The sequence below is a fragment of the Bacillus sp. AFS001701 genome, assembly GCF_002559405.1.
Taxonomy (GTDB): Bacteria; Bacillota; Bacilli; order Bacillales; family Bacillaceae_G; genus Gottfriedia.
Window position 1 is genome coordinate 1 of record NZ_NTZO01000090.1, and the last position, 15615, is coordinate 15615.

At 31.1% G+C, this 15615-nt stretch carries 13 protein-coding genes and 1 pseudogene; 6 read left to right on the plus strand and 8 right to left on the minus strand.

Annotation, left to right across the window (positions count from 1 at the left end):
* Window positions 1-69: 69 nt before the first annotated feature.
* A complete protein-coding gene (lhaT, locus tag CN514_RS07530; protein WP_098232068.1) occupies window positions 70-663 on the plus strand; it encodes a lipoprotein heptaprenylglyceryl N-acetyltransferase LhaT in 594 nt (197 codons plus the stop codon).
* A gap of 324 nt (window positions 664-987) precedes the next feature.
* Complete coding sequence (gene spoIIP, locus CN514_RS07535; RefSeq protein ID WP_098232069.1) at window positions 988-2130, plus strand: stage II sporulation protein P; 1143 nt, start codon at window positions 988-990, stop codon at window positions 2128-2130.
* Between the two features lie 141 nt (window positions 2131-2271).
* Here the strand turns inward: spoIIP and CN514_RS07540 are convergent, their stop codons facing one another.
* Window positions 2272-2742, minus strand: a complete 471-nt coding sequence (locus CN514_RS07540) for a hypothetical protein (RefSeq protein ID WP_141529324.1) — start codon at window positions 2740-2742, stop codon at window positions 2272-2274.
* Between the two features lie 453 nt (window positions 2743-3195).
* Window positions 3196-3882, minus strand: coding sequence for an urease accessory protein UreH domain-containing protein (locus CN514_RS07545; protein ID WP_286141594.1), 687 nt, complete (start codon window positions 3880-3882; stop codon window positions 3196-3198).
* Window positions 3883-4390: 508 nt separating this feature from the next.
* Here CN514_RS07545 and CN514_RS07550 point away from each other — a divergent pair.
* Window positions 4391-5596 carry a murein hydrolase activator EnvC family protein gene (locus CN514_RS07550; RefSeq protein WP_098232072.1) on the plus strand — a complete coding sequence of 402 codons (1206 nt, stop codon included), beginning with the start codon at window positions 4391-4393 and terminating at the stop codon, window positions 5594-5596.
* A gap of 102 nt (window positions 5597-5698) precedes the next feature.
* Here CN514_RS07550 and CN514_RS07555 read toward each other — a convergent pair whose 3' ends face one another.
* The 3 genes from CN514_RS07555 to CN514_RS07565 all read right to left on the minus strand — a co-directional run bounded on the left by CN514_RS07555 (window position 5699) and on the right by CN514_RS07565 (window position 9092).
* On the minus strand, window positions 5699-6550 hold the full coding sequence (locus tag CN514_RS07555; RefSeq protein ID WP_098232073.1) for a cupredoxin domain-containing protein: 852 nt from the start codon (window positions 6548-6550) through the stop codon (window positions 5699-5701).
* A gap of 476 nt (window positions 6551-7026) precedes the next feature.
* Window positions 7027-8403: a sensor histidine kinase gene (locus CN514_RS07560; RefSeq protein WP_098232074.1), complete on the minus strand. Its 1377-nt coding sequence runs from the start codon at window positions 8401-8403 to the stop codon at window positions 7027-7029.
* A 17-nt stretch (window positions 8404-8420) separates the two neighbouring features.
* Window positions 8421-9092: a response regulator transcription factor gene (locus CN514_RS07565; RefSeq protein ID WP_098232075.1), complete on the minus strand. Its 672-nt coding sequence runs from the start codon at window positions 9090-9092 to the stop codon at window positions 8421-8423.
* A 155-nt stretch (window positions 9093-9247) separates the two neighbouring features.
* Between CN514_RS07565 and CN514_RS07570 the strand changes: the two genes are divergently transcribed.
* On the plus strand, window positions 9248-10861 hold the full coding sequence (locus tag CN514_RS07570) for a multicopper oxidase family protein (protein WP_286141595.1): 1614 nt from the start codon (window positions 9248-9250) through the stop codon (window positions 10859-10861).
* Window positions 10862-11079: 218 nt separating this feature from the next.
* Here the strand turns inward: CN514_RS07570 and CN514_RS07575 are convergent, their stop codons facing one another.
* Window positions 11080-11592: a DUF1131 family protein gene (locus CN514_RS07575; RefSeq protein ID WP_098232076.1), complete on the minus strand. Its 513-nt coding sequence runs from the start codon at window positions 11590-11592 to the stop codon at window positions 11080-11082.
* Window positions 11593-11690: 98 nt separating this feature from the next.
* Between CN514_RS07575 and CN514_RS07580 the strand changes: the two are divergent.
* A pseudogene (locus CN514_RS07580) lies at window positions 11691-11852 on the plus strand (YdhK family protein); the annotation flags it as partial.
* A 448-nt stretch (window positions 11853-12300) separates the two neighbouring features.
* Entirely contained in the window at window positions 12301-13665 is a 1365-nt protein-coding gene (locus CN514_RS07585) for an LVIVD repeat-containing protein (protein WP_483295003.1), read from the plus strand.
* Window positions 13666-13925: 260 nt separating this feature from the next.
* Here CN514_RS07585 and CN514_RS07590 read toward each other — a convergent pair whose 3' ends face one another.
* Window positions 13926-14897, minus strand: a complete 972-nt coding sequence (locus CN514_RS07590; protein ID WP_098232079.1) for a F510_1955 family glycosylhydrolase — start codon at window positions 14895-14897, stop codon at window positions 13926-13928.
* A 278-nt stretch (window positions 14898-15175) separates the two neighbouring features.
* Window positions 15176-15517 carry a hypothetical protein gene (locus CN514_RS07595; RefSeq protein WP_098232080.1) on the minus strand — a complete coding sequence of 114 codons (342 nt, stop codon included), beginning with the start codon at window positions 15515-15517 and terminating at the stop codon, window positions 15176-15178.
* Between the last annotated feature and the right edge of the window lie 98 nt (window positions 15518-15615).

Below are 15615 nucleotides of genomic sequence, written 5' to 3' on the forward strand. Positions count from 1 at the left end.
GATCAGATTCATTCTAATTTAAAAAAGATATTTTTTATAAAAAATTTATAGGAACAGGAGAATTTCATAATGAAAGTAATTATTCAATTATTAAGTCAAAGGTGGATATTATGGTGTGTTTTATTAGTCAACACCTTTGGAACAATTTACGGATTTTTATGGTATGGATCTCAATTGTTAGATACGCCACTGAAATATCTTATATTTGTACCCGATAGTCCAACAGCAAGTCTCTTTTTTATGATCGTTATTTTCGGATTTTTAATTAGAAGAAATTACCCGTTGTTGGAAGCGCTAGCAATTGTCACTTTATTTAAATATGGTATTTGGGCGGTTGCTATGAATTTATTAGAACTAATTGTAACAGGAGAACTCTCATGGCAGGGTTATATGCTAATAGCTTCCCATTTTGCAATGGCAGTACAAGGATTATTATATTCACCTTTCTACCGTTTTAAAGGATGGCATTTGGCTGTGGCCGCTATTTGGACTTTCCACAATGATGTGATAGATCATCTGTTTAATATGATGCCAAGGTATGGAGTTTTAGATGTTTATAAAGATAACATTGGATATTTCACTTTCTGGTTAAGTGTATCGTCCATTTGTATTTCTTATTATCTTGTATTAAGGAAAAAGCATTATAAGACTGAATTATCGTGAATATTTAAAGCACATTTAAAAAGGACATTTTAATTAAAAATGAGCTTTAATAGAGTTTCAGTATGATATGCACAGATTGATTTTCATATGAATTACTTTCTCAAATAAATAATTTAACTCTTATATAAAATGTCGACCTGTTCTTTCATTTTAGGAAAGGTTTTTAGATAATGCCTATCGAAAAAACCTAAGGGCATAAATACTTAGTATGTTTAATGAAAACAAACGAAAGGTGCGAAAATAGATGAAATTTAAATTATTGTTTAGAGCAATTGCTTCAAGTTTTATGATCAATTGAAATTATCCTTACATTGAGGTGATTCAGTGAAACATCAATCAATCTTTATTAAATCGGTTACCTTAAAAAGAATAATAGCCATTTTCATTGTTATTATAGTTTTATTCTTTTTAATATCCAGTCTTTTTGTGACTTCAATGAAAAATGCAAAATCATATACTATCAATCAATGGTTTAAGAAGATGAGTTATGAGACCTTTATAAAAGCATTTGAATTAGAAAATCACTATTTCAATTTTGCAGGCAATTCAAATGTTAATACACAATCGATCGGGAATATCATTTTTTCACTTGTAACAAATATTAGATTGTATGATCCAAGGAGCTTGATAGTACATGGAATCCCAAGTATGGAAAAGTATGAGAATAATATATTAGTTGCAGGTGAAGATTCGGAGTATACAAACTTACCTATCGAATCTAACTTAACAATTAAAGAGATAAATCAAGATCCAGATGTTAACGAGCCAATTAATGAGCCAATTACTCCAATTAAAAGACCAAAATATACTACGAATGGTCGGAATGTATTTTTTATTTACCATACACATAGTTGGGAATCATTTTTACCACTTATTCCAGGTGCTAAAACACCTAATCAAGCATCTTCCCCTAAAGTAAATGTGAGTTTATTAGGTGATAGATTAAAAAAGAATTTAGAAGCAAATGGAATTGGAGCAATAAGTGATAAGACAAATATTGGTAATGAGTTGGCTAAAAAAGACTGGAGTTGGGGATCATCTTATAAAATGTCTAGAGAAATTGTTACAGAAGCCATGGCACATGATAAAAATCTAAATTTTCTTATTGATATTCATAGAGATGATTCTAGAAAAGAAACGACCACAATAGACATACACGGAAAAAAATATGCAAAACTTTTCTTTATTGTAGGTGTAGAAAATAAGAACTATAAAAAGAACTTAGAATTTGCAAAAGAGATTAATACTGAAATCAGTAAAATCAATAAAGGGTTAACAAGAGGTATATATAGTAAAAATTATAATGACGGTAATGGAATCTATAATCAAGACTTATCCCCAAATTCGTTCTTAGTTGAAATTGGTGGTGTAGATAATACTTTAACTGAACTAAACCGCACAGTGGATTTGCTAGCAGAAGTATTGAGCAATTATTATTGGAAAACAGAAAAAGTAAATGGGAAATGACTTATTGGCGTTATCAGATTTGTAATTAGTAAAAGCGCTCTTTTGAGTACTTTTACTAATTTGTGTCTTTATTATATGTGTTCATTTCTTATAAATAGAAACCATGTCTTAACACTTTAGTTTGGTTGACTTGAAGATGAATTACTCTATCCACTTCAACCGATCAAATGCATATTTGAAATTAAAAGTTTTAACCTTTCCATTAGAGTATGTAAATATTAGTTCTATATTATGTTGTAAGTCCACATAACCAATTTGATGAATTGATTGATCTTTGTCATCATATTTATAATAATTTCTTCCGTATGTTGAAATTACTTTTTTAATAGGCATCTCATTATTAATACCCTTAGCAGTACTAGAATGATTGTTATCATCTAGTATACCAACCTGTAAAATAACGCTTGTTTTTCGATCAGCACTTATAATAACGTGTTCGTTCCAATATTGGTCGAAATTCCTAGATGAAGTATATTGTTTATTATCAGGGTGTGGAACAAAATGTTTAGAATGATTAATACTATTAAAAGGCATTCCTAATCTAATGCCATCAATTACCTCCTTAGATAAATCCGTTGACTTAGAATCTAGCATTACTTCTTCTCGGCTCATCGTTTCACATGCTGATAATAATAAAGATGCTAGGAATATACATAAAGGAATACGAATTATTTTGATCCAATTTCTCTCCCCTTTCAGTTCATAAAAAAATGCTACTATAAATCAGGTATGTTTAGGAGGCCGACAAATTAGCAAGCAAAGTTAAAGTACTTGTAATTGAAGATGATCCATATATTTTGTGAATTGATAAAGTTAAATGTAGAAAAAATTGACTATCTAGTTTTGTTTGCATATGACTGTTTGAAGGTTTTAGAAATGCATAGTGAATTATTTCCAGATATTGTCATTCTTTATATTATAATATCAGAATAGATGATTATATGGTAAAACCATTTGATCCGAACGAGCTGATGGCAAGAAAAAAGGCACAAGCAAATTAATGCTTTGTGCCTTTTTTCTTTATTTTATTAGCTTTTTATTCCTTCCAAAACATTCATATTTCTTTTAACCAATCCAGAAAATACTAAAATCATAAACTCCTAAAAGAATTAATAGGACTCCAAAAATCAGTTGAATTGCTTGTCCAGTTTTTCTACTTTTCTTAAGGAACAAACCACTTAATCCAAATGAATCAAGGAAATAAATAAAAATAATAATAGGAATTGAGGTCCCTAAGGAAAATAAAACTGGCAGTATAAATCCATATTTTAACGAAAGGGCCATAGGGATCAAGGAGAAAAAGAAAATCGAAAACATTGTTGGACAAAAACCGAGTGAGAGAAAAAATCCCATAATAAACGAATTCAAAGAGTTTAACTTTAAGTTTTTCAGTTTCTTAGGGAAAAAGTTTATAACTTTTCCAAATTTAAAGTACCCGATCATAATTAACCCAGTGAAAATAATTAATGGGCTAGTCATTTTTCGAAAGTACGGAAAAAATAACGTAAATGATTGTGAGATTTTTCTTCCGAATATCCAGACAATTAAACCAAGTAAACTAAACGCAACGATTTTTCCACCAATAAAACCGAGCACTTCTTTCCAACTGGTTTTTCTTTGCAAAGATTTACTTGAAAATAATGCTAGCGCACTTAGGTTTCCTGAAATTTGGCAAGGTGCAAGTGTCGCAACAATCCCTAAAACAAATGAGGCAATGATCGGTATGGATTGTGTAGCTCGAAAGACATTCATAAAATATTCCACTAACTGGTATGACCAATTGAACATAAATATTCTCCATTTCAAATGTAAATAAACATGATTGTATCACAGAATTATCAAGAAATTATCGAGGGATTATGAAAAATAGATTAAAACTATATCTCAATTAATGAAGTTGTCCTGAAGGAAACTTACTTCATAGTTTGAGGTTATTTATTGTAAAGCAATTGTAAAATGAATGACTTGTAATCTGCACATTTTCTTCACTATTGATCATTAAAATAAGATAAGTCGAAATGTAGGTGATATTGTCAAATTAAGGATTGGATTGTTAGGATCATTTATTACTAATTTGTTACCTAATTTTATACCGATTATTCTGCCAATAATCGTGATACAGAGTTAACACTGCTTTCAATTATTCTTTGCGTTTCTAAATTGTCTGCAGATGTATTTAATTTGGAAATCATGATCGACATATAGAAAGTTTATTTTCTGTTCAAAGATTAAGAAATAAATAGTAAAGAGGTAAATCATAATGAATTTTACAAAGAAGTTGACGGTTGTTGCATTGACAAGCACTTTATGTGTACTAACATTACCAATTGTTTCGTTTGCTGAAAGTGAGATTAATAAAATAGAAGAAAAGAAAGTTACTATACAAAAACGAACAAAGGAATCAAAGAAGAAAATTGATGAATTGAAAAAAAAACAAGAGCAAATTCTAAATGATCTTGAAGATATTGATAGAACGATAAATAATACTAATAAAAAGATAGAAGAAAAAGATAAACAAATTAAAGTGACAAGATTAGAAATTGTTACGTTACAGAAGCAAATAAAAGAAATTCAAAAACGAATTGACCAAAGAAAAGAGATTTTAGATGAAAGAATGCGTTCACTTCAAAAGTCTGGCGGTAATATTTCATATATAGATATCATCTTTGGGTCAAACAGTTTTAGCGATTTAGTTCAACGAATAAATGCTGTTGGAACGATAATGCAAGCGGATAAAGCTATCATGCAAGCTCAACGTGATGATCTTGAAATGGTTGAAAAAAAGAAAGAAGATATTCTATCTAATGAAGAAAAACTAGAAAAGGATGTTATACGTTTAAAAGAAATTAATCAGGACTTAAGTATAAAAGTGAAAGAAAAAAATAAATTAGTAACTTTATTAAAACAACAGCAACATGATGAGGAAGAAGATGTATTAAATTTAGAAGAACAAGAAAAATTGCTTGAAGAACAAGAGAAAGCAATGAAGGCTACTAAGAATAAACCAAGATACTCAAATGGGACAAGCGCATCGAATTCAGTAAATTTACCTGCAGTTAATAGTGGGAATTTTACTAGACCAGCAGATGGCTATATTTCTTCTGGATATGGCTATCGTTCATTTGATAATGAATTGCACGCCGGAATCGACATTGTAAAAAAAGGTACAGTACCTGTTGTTTCAGCTGCAGATGGAGTTGTAATTAGAGCATACAAATCATCTAGTTATGGAAACGTAGTTTTTGTATCTCATAATATAGATGGAAAAGTGTTTACAACTGTTTATGCACATATGAATAGCTATAATGTAAGCAGTGGTCAAACTGTTTCAAAAGGTCAACAAATCGGTTATATGGGAAATACAGGCCAATCGTTTGGGCAACACTTACATTTTGAATTGCATGCGGGGGCTTGGAATCAATCTAAGTCTAATGCTGTGGATCCTGAAAAGTATATTAACTTTTAAATTAAAGTCCATTCATCCATTTTATTGGATCTCTATTTTTATTAACTTAATGGCAGTTTAGATAAAAAAAAACCCCTCTTTCAAAGGGGTTAGATAGTTGATTTACTTTACAGTGATTGTTCCTTTGAACATACCCATTCCGCATTCATAATGATAAACGCCAGGTTTTAAAGGTTTAATATGGACGTAGTTGTCAGCATTTTTGTTTAAAGATAGATTCAAGTCAAGTTCTTTTGATAAGATGATACTTGCACAAACATCGTCTTTTGGTGTTTTAAAATTAATAATGGCAGGTTCTCCTGCTTTTAAGACAAGATTATTCGGAGTATAACCTGAAACAGATACATTAATTGTTTGAATGTCACTGCTTGTTGGTGTGAATTGGATGTCTTTTACTTCAGGTGCTTCTGTACCACTTGCAAATAACGTGCTTTTCCCAAATACAAATACACCCATAAAGACCAATAAAACGATTAAAACAATTGGATTTGCAATTAATGGCTTTTTTACTGGCGCTTCTTGTTTCTTTTTGCTTGTTTCCTCACCGATTAAGCGAATTAGAATAACGAAAACAAAAACAAATAAGATATCAATGAAATACAACATGAAATCTATGGATTTTGGTTGAAGCATAACACCTAGCATGGATCCCATCATTCCACCCATAATGGCTGCTGTTACGCCATCTAATGAAGCCATCAATGAAACAGGTCTTCCGTTTAGATAGCCAATAATGATCCCAAATGTAATCGATGCAATTGTAGGGATGGTTAAATCTTTTGTATGTGCGAAGGTCCCTAAAATCGTTCCTAAAGCAATGCTTGTCATCATTGAGTTTGTCATGCTAATCATCATACCTGTCATGCAGGTAATTTTTTGTTTTTTTTTGAACGTAAAATAGATTATATAACTAGATAAGAGTGCAATTAAAGTAAGACTAGCTGGTACTAACATATGTATTTTTATTCCCCCAATGTTTAAAACCTTTTAAGTACAAACTAATTTAATTATTTAGTTAAATGAATAAAAGAACTAATGGAAAAATTCATGACATTCCTTATTCAACTAATGCAAGCGTAATTATACACAAAAGTACCCTTTATGTAGTCTTTTTTTTAGCATCTACTCTAGAGGGTACATATTTATTTAACTAGTTCTCTAATTATTTATTTTTGCATGTCTTTCATCATCTAGCGATCCAAGAAGGCTGGACTCCAGAAACAATCTCTATTCGCATGCCAAGGCAGAGTTTGTTGACTGAATATAGCGCTCAAACAATACTTTATTAACCTTTTATTCCTTTCTTGTCCATTCATAGGCCAGGATGGGGATCGCCAATCGGTACACCAGTCGCACTACAAAAATGTGATCAAAATAATCATGTCATAGTTAACAACCTTAAGTACTCTTATTAGAACGATTTGACTTATTTATTTTGGTAATTTGATAAAGAACGTTGTACCAATACTTTGTTCGCTATCAACAGAAACAGTACCACCGTGTAACTCAACAATTTCTTTGACAATGGCTAACCCCAATCCTGTACCACCTGTAGACCTAGTTCTTGATTTATCTACTCGGTAAAAACGCTTAAAAATATGGGGGATATCTTCAGGAGGAATTCCTACTCCTTGATCTTGAATTGAAATTTGTATAAAGTTATCGATGGTTTTTACTTTAATTTTGATTGTTGAATGACTATAAGCGTATTGATATGAATTCATAATTAAATTTTGTAAAACTTGGTTAAATCTTTGGATATCGACATTTGCCTTACAATCGCTATCACATTGTAAGGTTATTGAAATATGTTTTTCCATTAATACCCCTGCAAGTTTTTCTTTCGTACTTTCTAAAAGTTTACAAATTTTTTGTTCTGTTTTGTTGATAGCAAAACTATGTTGTTCGATTTGTGCAAGGAGTAATAACTCTTGAACGAGATCCGTAATACGATCGGTCTCTTCTTTAATAATTTTTAAGTAGTCCTGTCTTTCATTTTCATCTAATGTATCTCTTTGTGCTATATCTGCATAACCTCGGATGAATGTTAGAGGCGTTCTTAATTCATGTGCAACAGTCGCTAGAAATTCGTTTCGTTCATTTTTCATGTAAGATAATTCAGATGCTAAATGTTGAATCGCATCCGCAAGCTCACTTACTTCATCATTTGATGAGATATTAAGTGAAACAGACAAATCACCTTTAGCCATTTTGTCTGTTTCTTCAATCATTTTAATAAGTGGACGAGTTAATCTACCTGATAGATATAAGATTGCACTCAAAGTGATGATAAAAGTCACCATCATTGTAATAATAAAGATTATCTTTAATCTAAGGATTAAGTGCTGGATAGATTCAGTTTTTTGAAACATATAAACATAGCCTTTAATACTTTGATTAACAGTGATTGGACTGATAGTTGAAATATAATTTTCGTGACGCCAATCAGAATGAATAATTGTTCCATTTTTGTTAATATGAGATTTGTTTACATTTAAATGTTCTCTCATTACCTTATCTAATGGATGGGAACTTCCTAATACTTCACCACTTATTGATTGAACAATTACTTTTGTATCAGCTTCAGATTCCATTAAAGCAACATGTTTTATTGTTTCATCAGTAAAATGTTTCTCAAGTACATCACGATGGCTGTTACCCCTGTTAATTAAAGATCGTATTTCTTCATTTACTCTTGTATTAACTAATGAAAAATAAAGAATTGAAAATAATAGTGTTTCAATTATTATCGTTAGAAGTAAGAAAGAAAGTCCTAATTTAAAAGAAATAGATTTAGTTTTAATCATAATTCACCATCAATATGTTAGTGTGATACCCATTTGTAACCAACTCCGTAAACGGACAATAAATACTGATCTATTGGAAATGAGGTTTTTCTTAGTTTATCTCTTAAATTTCTGATATGCGAATCAACTGTTCGTCCATCTGTAATTGTTTGAAATCCCCACACTTTTTGAATTAAATGATCTCTACTGAATACTTGATTTAAATTACTTAGGAATAATCCAAGTAGTGAGAATTCAATTGGAGTAAGTGTAATTGGAGTTTCCTCGTATGTTACAAGATGCTTTTGTTGATCCCACACCATTCCATTAAAATTAATTCGTTCTTTAGGCAAGGTTCTTCTTAATATAGCTTTTATTCTTTCTACAAGCTCCTCTTCATGAAATGGCTTTGTAATATAATCATCTGAACCATATTTTAGTCCTTTAACGATATCGCTTTTTTGATCACGAGCTGTCACCATAATGATCGGAACATTGCTAAATTCCCTTATTTTTTCTAACGTCTCCCATCCATCCATATTAGGCATCATGACATCGAGTAAAACTAAGTCAAAAGGATGCTCTGTTAATTTTGTAATTGCTTCTTCACCTGAATGCGCTTTTGTACAATTAAAATTAAGAGGAATTAGATAGAGCGAAAGTAAATCAAGCATTCTAGGTTCATCATCAACTAATAATATTGAAATCATTGGTTTACTCTCCCATTAAATTTTTCATTAAGGTTATCATATAATTTTGCAGAAATTATGCAGATTTATTAGAGATTTTTCATTTTTTTTTCAACGTTTCTGCACGAAATCTGCACAAACATATCATACACTACGTGTGAAAAGGGGGAAACTCTATGAAAAAGTATTTAATTGGATCAGCTATTATTGCTAGTGTACTTGTACTTGGAGCATGCTCAAGCTCTAATTTAAAAATGAATGGACATGATATGTCTAATATGAATGGACATGAAATGTCAAAAATGGATGACAAAAGTGGAAATGCAGAGGGAGATACAAAATTAGATTTAAAGGGTTTAAAAGAGGGTAAGCCACTACAAATCATTCGAGGTCCCAAAGTAACCCTTGTAGCAAAGGTTGGAAAGCAAAAACTTAAAAATGGTGTTGTTGTACCTGTTTGGACATTTAACGGTGCAGCTCCTGGTCCAGAAATTCGTGTTAAAAAAGGTGACAAGGTAAAAATAACCTTAAAGAATGAATTACCAGCATCTGTTTCAATTCATTGGCATGGATACCCAGTACCAAATAATATGGATGGAATTCCTGGTGTAACACAAGACGCAATCGCACCAGGTAAATCTTTTACGTATGAGTTTACTGCAAATGAGGTTGGTACATATTGGTACCATTCTCATCAAGACTCTGTAAATCAATTAGATCGAGGGCTTTACGGCGCATTCGTTGTTGAAGACAATAAAAAATTTGATAAAGATTATACACTTATGTTAGATGAGTGGGTTAGTAATAAGAAAGAGATTGCAAATCAATTAGATGCAATGACAAATCCTTCATCAGAAAAAGATGGTCATTCAATGGATATGTCTGGCGATTCATCAGGTGGGATGATGATGAATCATAGCATGAATGATTATGATGTTTTTACAATTAACGGTAAAAGTGGAAATTTAATTCCGGAATTGAAAGTAAATAAAGGTGACCGTGTAAGATTACGATTAATTAACGCGGGTTATTTAACTCATAAGATTCATCTTCATGGACATGACTTTAAAGTCATCGCGACAGATGGACAAACAATTAATAAACCTAATGATCTTAAAAATCAATTATTAGCGATTGCACCCGGAGAACGTTACGACATAGAATTTACTGCAAATAAAAAGGGTGGGAAATGGTTGATTGAAGAACATGGGACAAAAGACGCTATTAATGGTATGAAAGCCTATATTGCATATTCAAATGATGTCAAATCAAATGATGTATCGAATAATTCTATAAGTTTACCTAGTGTAGATTTATCCAATTATGGACAGAAAGGCTTAAGTGACCTTAACTTAAATACAAAATATAATTTAAGCTATTCAATGAATTTAGGTACTGAGATGGATGGGAATGAAATGAAATATACGATTAACGGAAAAACCTTCCCAAATATAGAACCATTGAATGTAAAAAAAGGAGATTTAATTAAGGTTACACTAAAAAATACGTCTATGATGGATGATCATCCGATGCATTTACATGGTCACTTTTTCAAAGTATTAAGTAAAAATGGAAAAGCTTATTCTGGGGCGCCTATTATTAAAGATACTCTAAATTTAAAACCAGGTGAAGAGTATGTTGTAGCTTTCAAAGCAAATAATCCAGGTAATTGGATGTTTCATTGTCATGATCTCCATCATGCCGCAGCTGGAATGGTTTCAGAAGTAAAATATACTGACTTTAAATCAATCTATACCCCTAATCCAGATGCTGGGAATATGCCAGAATAAATGGATTAGAGAATTCGAGGGCTTAAAAAGAGAACTAGTATATAGAGTGGTATAATTCTATGAATAATAAAAGGAGATCATACTCGGTATAAGTAGTTCAGATAATGTGGAGAAAATAACGATTATCAATCAAAATATTTTGTGAAACAGCATATTAATTAATCTATCTTTCAACAACTCAATTATCACTAAAAAAAGCTAAGCATAGTTGCTTAGCTTTATTTCATTGATTTATCATCAAGTCGAAACATATTAATTTTGTTATCGATCAACCAAAATTCTAAGGAGATGTTTCTTTTCTTATCTACATAACCGATAATATCTGCACCTTGCTCTGTGCGAAAATAGTCATTTTCTCCATATGCTTGTACAATAGCCTTCTTTTCATCACCAATTTTTATTCCTTTAGCAGTTTTTAAATTACTGTCAGTTACAATAAATCTTGTAATTTTACCTTTGTTATTTACTGCTACCTCAATTCCATTATTTAGTTTAAAATAATCATAGTTTTCAACATCACGACTTTGTTCCGTTTTCTCCCCGTATTTTTCCGATATTTTCTTGCTGTAAAAGTCATCATTTACAAACAAACCATCAACATTCTCATTTCCTAAATTTGTGCTACTCGTAATCAAATGATGATATGATCGGGGTAAGATTTGGTCTAAAGTAAAGGCAGTTAGCAATAGAATAATCCCTATCGAAGCAACAAAAATAATTATTCTTTTCATTTGAACCTCTTTATAAAATGTATATTATAAGATGATTTTACCATAATTTTCATAATACGTTTTTTAAATTTTGCACTATTTAGTTTCAGTTATCTAAGATAAATGCAGATCATATGGAAGGCATGAAAGGCGCAAAAGCAACAATTTACTCAGCAGAGCGTACGACAGTTTATATGATTGATTTTAAACCAACAGATGGTGGAGAAACAGTAAAAAATCATAAATGGGTAACTGAGTTAGAATTGTCACCAGTAAAATAACAACGTATTGATTTCGAAAAAAAGACTCTGATTGCTTATATATAATAAGTGATTAGAGTTTTTTTGTAATATTTGGTGCTAATTCTTTTTTATAAAGTGGAGTTAATAAAGAACATTAGAAAAATATTAGAATAATATTAGAAATTATTGAGGTTCTCTAATGTATATATTTTCCAAGGGATGGGAAAATTACCCTAATTTAATTAGACTAGAATAATATTATTTTACAAATTAAATAGTGACATTAGATTGTATTTTTTATGTAGAAACAATAGGAAATCTAGGGTATACAAAAATGACAGAATATTCTTTAATATGTAAATTACACATAATTCTAGTTTTGAACTTTTCTTTCTGACAGTTATTATGTGATACCTAGAAGCGAGTACATAATTGAATAGTAAAAATTTTACAAAAGGGAGGAATTACACTGAAAAGAAGAATAATTGTGACATCTGCATTGGCGGGAGCATTGGTATTTTCGGGTGGAGGAGCTTCTGTATTAGCTCATGATGAAATTGGAGGAGGAGTAGAAAAAGGCGATAACCTAGCTGGTGTCGAATTGGCTGTCCCATTGATTGAAGGTAGTAAGAATACTGGTAATCTCAAGGAAGTGGCTGCTGTTCCATTGAAAGAAATCCGTGAGGGTGTAAAAAACTCAACAGGAGACGTGTATGCTCATAAAGGGTTTGCCTATTTAGGTACTCACCGAGCTAATGGAGGAGCTGGAGGTGTTAGAGTTTTTGATTTGAAGGATCCCACTAACCCTGTTGAAGTTTCAGCCTTTGCTGATATTCCAGGTACTTGGCAAGAAAAAGTGATTGTCAAATCGGTGAACACTAAAAGCTTTAAAGGAGATTTAGCTGCTGTAAGTGTTCAAAAGATGGATCAATATGATCCAAATTCAAAGGGGGGGGTTGTACTTTATGATGTAACAAATCCCCGTGAACCTAAAAAGCTCGGTTTTTGGGAATCCTCTTCTTCTGGAGCAAGGGGTACCCATGAACTATATTTAACTGAACAAGGTGATAATCTTTATGTATTAACAGCGGATTGCTATGCTGACTATTACTCACATGGCAAAAAAAGGGATGTATCTATTGTTGATGTATCAAATCCTACTAATCCGAATACGATATTTGAGTTTAATCCACGTGACTATATTTCAGAAGTAACTGCTGAAAATTATGATGGTTACAATTGGACAGATAAAGAAGGAGTAAAGCGTGTTGCATTTGCTCATAGTGTAAAAACAGATGAAACAGGAAAAACAGCGTTCCTTTCTTATTGGGATTTAGGAACCATTATTTTAGATATAAGTGATGCAAAAAAACCTGTATATCTCGGAAGAACAGACTTTGCTTCTAATGTACAAGGAGCAGCTCATTCCATGGATCTTGCTAAAGGCGGAACTGTACTAGTTGAGACTAGAGAAGTATTCGGTCCAACAAGAGAAGGATTCGAATCTGCTTATGGATATACAATGATTTATGATATTAAAGATAAAACAAAACCTAAGCTATTAAGCACATTTAGGACTGATTTTACAGAAACAATTCCTAATGGGGCTACTGTTCATGATCCAAAGGTGCATGGTAATACATTGTATCTTTCGCATTATTCTGGTGGAGTAAGAACAGTTGATATCACCGACCCAGCATCACCACGACAAACAGGAGTGTATATCCCAAGCAGAGCAAATATTTGGGGAGTTTTTGTAGACCGGAACTATATTTTGGCTTCTGACATAGGATCAGGCTTAAAGGTTTTGCAAAAAAATGGAGGTCAATCATCTCCAGCAGTAGAGTTTTAAAAAAGGATTTTTCATCATTTTAGATGCATTACTAAAGGCTGTCTATTTAGACAGCCTTTTATTATTTCCGAAATCACCAGTTAATTTTAATAGAGCTATTTTTTAATAAACTAAGTAAAAAAGCGCATAGGATTAAAATAAACCAGGTAATCAAGATTAAAAAAGAAAATCTCTTATTGTTGGGAGGTTTATAGAAGCCATACATAGTACATTTTCCTCTCATATCTGGATTACGGGAAAATATGATGAATTTAATTTTATTAATGTTTCACGATTTCTAGCCATTCTTTTCCAAAATTGTTTGAAGAATAAACATTACTTTCCATCGTAGCAATCGAAATGTTATTTGAATTTTTTTGATCAATGGCAATATACATAATCATATTTTTAGCATTTAAATAAGGAATCGGTATACTTCTTGTTTTCTTTGACGAGAAGTCTAATTCTTCAAGGTACGATTGGTTATCTTTAATATAACTATAAATTATGCTGTCCTTTAATAGGACTGATGACGTTATATTTAAGGTAGGTGTGATACGACTAAAACTTTCTCCACCATTAGTTGAATAATAAATTCCTTCTTGAGAGTTCATTGCAATTTCATTAGGATCATCTGGGTGAATAGAAAAAGATGTTAAAGTATCAGGTAGCCCAGAGCCCTTTACATTTTTCCAAGACTTTCCTAAATCATTACTGAAGTAAAATCCTGTACCTAACTTAGAGTTTTTTTCTTCATTGTATAAAAATATAGCTTTACTATTGTATCCGACTGATAAATTATGAAAGTCAGTTTCTCCATAAAAACCTATTTTTTCAAGTGTTTTATTACCATCTAAACTACGTACGATTCCAAATGGATTTTTGAGATTACTTTTTGGATCAGGATGTCCACTTGAATAAAATCCATCAGAGGTAGCCTGAAACCCCATATAATCATTTAGGTTTTTACTAGTTGTATACCACTTTCCATCTGAATAAATGTTTAATCCAGAATGAGTTGCAATTGTAAGTCCTTTTATATTTCCAACGTATCCAATACCGTGGATATGCTCGATTTTTACATCATTTAATTTCTTATATAATGAATCATTTAAAGAAATTTGCTCCACTTTACTTGTATGATCTGAAGCTTTTTTTAGGTTATCTGATTTTTCAACAGGATTATTATTTGTACATGCACTTGTTAAAAGGAATGATGATAATAATGCAGCAGATAGATAAATTTTTTTCATTGAAGTTCTCCTCTATATAGTAAGACTAGTGTACTTAATAATTGTGCAGATTTAGTGCATTTTTTTATAATAGAAGCAAAATTATTTCTTTTTCTTTTTGAAAAAGAAAAAAATAAGCCAAAGAAACGAAAAAACTGCGATCAGTATAGGAACATTAGCTATTTTTAAGAGAGTATTCATTGAATATACCTCAAGGAATAAAGATGGAATTTTCCCAATACTACTTGCGATAAAGAAGTTAATAAAATTAATTGAACCTATTGCAGCTAGTAAAGTTACTACACTTGATGGGATAAAAGGAGAATGCGCAATAGTAAGATTAAAATAAAGGATTTTAAATTATTCTTTAACTGATAAGCCTGAATAAAATTAGGAATCTTTTTCATTTTTTCAAGCTTTATAAAGCCCTTACGATAAAGCAAAAACGAAACGGCTGCCCCGATTGATTCTCCAATAAAACCAATTATTATACTTCCAAAAAATCCAAAAAGACTAATATTAATAGTTGTTAAAAACGCACTTGGTATGATACCGATGATACTAATTAAGATGTTAAGTAAAATACTAAAAGCGATTGAAAGAAATAGATGATCAGAAAGAAAATTTATAATTGTTTCCATTAATACTCCCTAGGTTATTAGTAAAGAAATAATTTCTCGTTTTTTAGAGTATATCAAATCTTAATTAAATTTTTGTTTACAAACAAAAAATTTGGAAC

What these genes read in the sequence shown, in the direction of transcription:
- lhaT (WP_098232068.1), top strand. Translation starts at nt 70, where the DNA reads ATGAAAGTAATTATTCAATTATTAAGTCAAAGGTGGATATTATGGTGT.
- CN514_RS07540 (WP_141529324.1), bottom strand. Translation starts at nt 2,742, where the DNA reads ATGAGCCGAGAAGAAGTAATGCTAGATTCTAAGTCAACGGATTTATCT.
- CN514_RS07545 (WP_286141594.1), bottom strand. Translation starts at nt 3,882, where the DNA reads ATGAATGTCTTTCGAGCTACACAATCCATACCGATCATTGCCTCATTT.
- CN514_RS07550 (WP_098232072.1), top strand. Translation starts at nt 4,391, where the DNA reads ATGAATTTTACAAAGAAGTTGACGGTTGTTGCATTGACAAGCACTTTA.
- CN514_RS07555 (WP_098232073.1), bottom strand. Translation starts at nt 6,550, where the DNA reads ATGTTAGTACCAGCTAGTCTTACTTTAATTGCACTCTTATCTAGTTAT.
- CN514_RS07560 (WP_098232074.1), bottom strand. Translation starts at nt 8,403, where the DNA reads ATGATTAAAACTAAATCTATTTCTTTTAAATTAGGACTTTCTTTCTTA.
- CN514_RS07565 (WP_098232075.1), bottom strand. Translation starts at nt 9,092, where the DNA reads ATGATTTCAATATTATTAGTTGATGATGAACCTAGAATGCTTGATTTA.
- CN514_RS07570 (WP_286141595.1), top strand. Translation starts at nt 9,248, where the DNA reads ATGAAAAAGTATTTAATTGGATCAGCTATTATTGCTAGTGTACTTGTA.
- CN514_RS07575 (WP_098232076.1), bottom strand. Translation starts at nt 11,592, where the DNA reads ATGAAAAGAATAATTATTTTTGTTGCTTCGATAGGGATTATTCTATTG.
- CN514_RS07590 (WP_098232079.1), bottom strand. Translation starts at nt 14,897, where the DNA reads ATGAAAAAAATTTATCTATCTGCTGCATTATTATCATCATTCCTTTTA.
- CN514_RS07595 (WP_098232080.1), bottom strand. Translation starts at nt 15,517, where the DNA reads ATGGAAACAATTATAAATTTTCTTTCTGATCATCTATTTCTTTCAATC.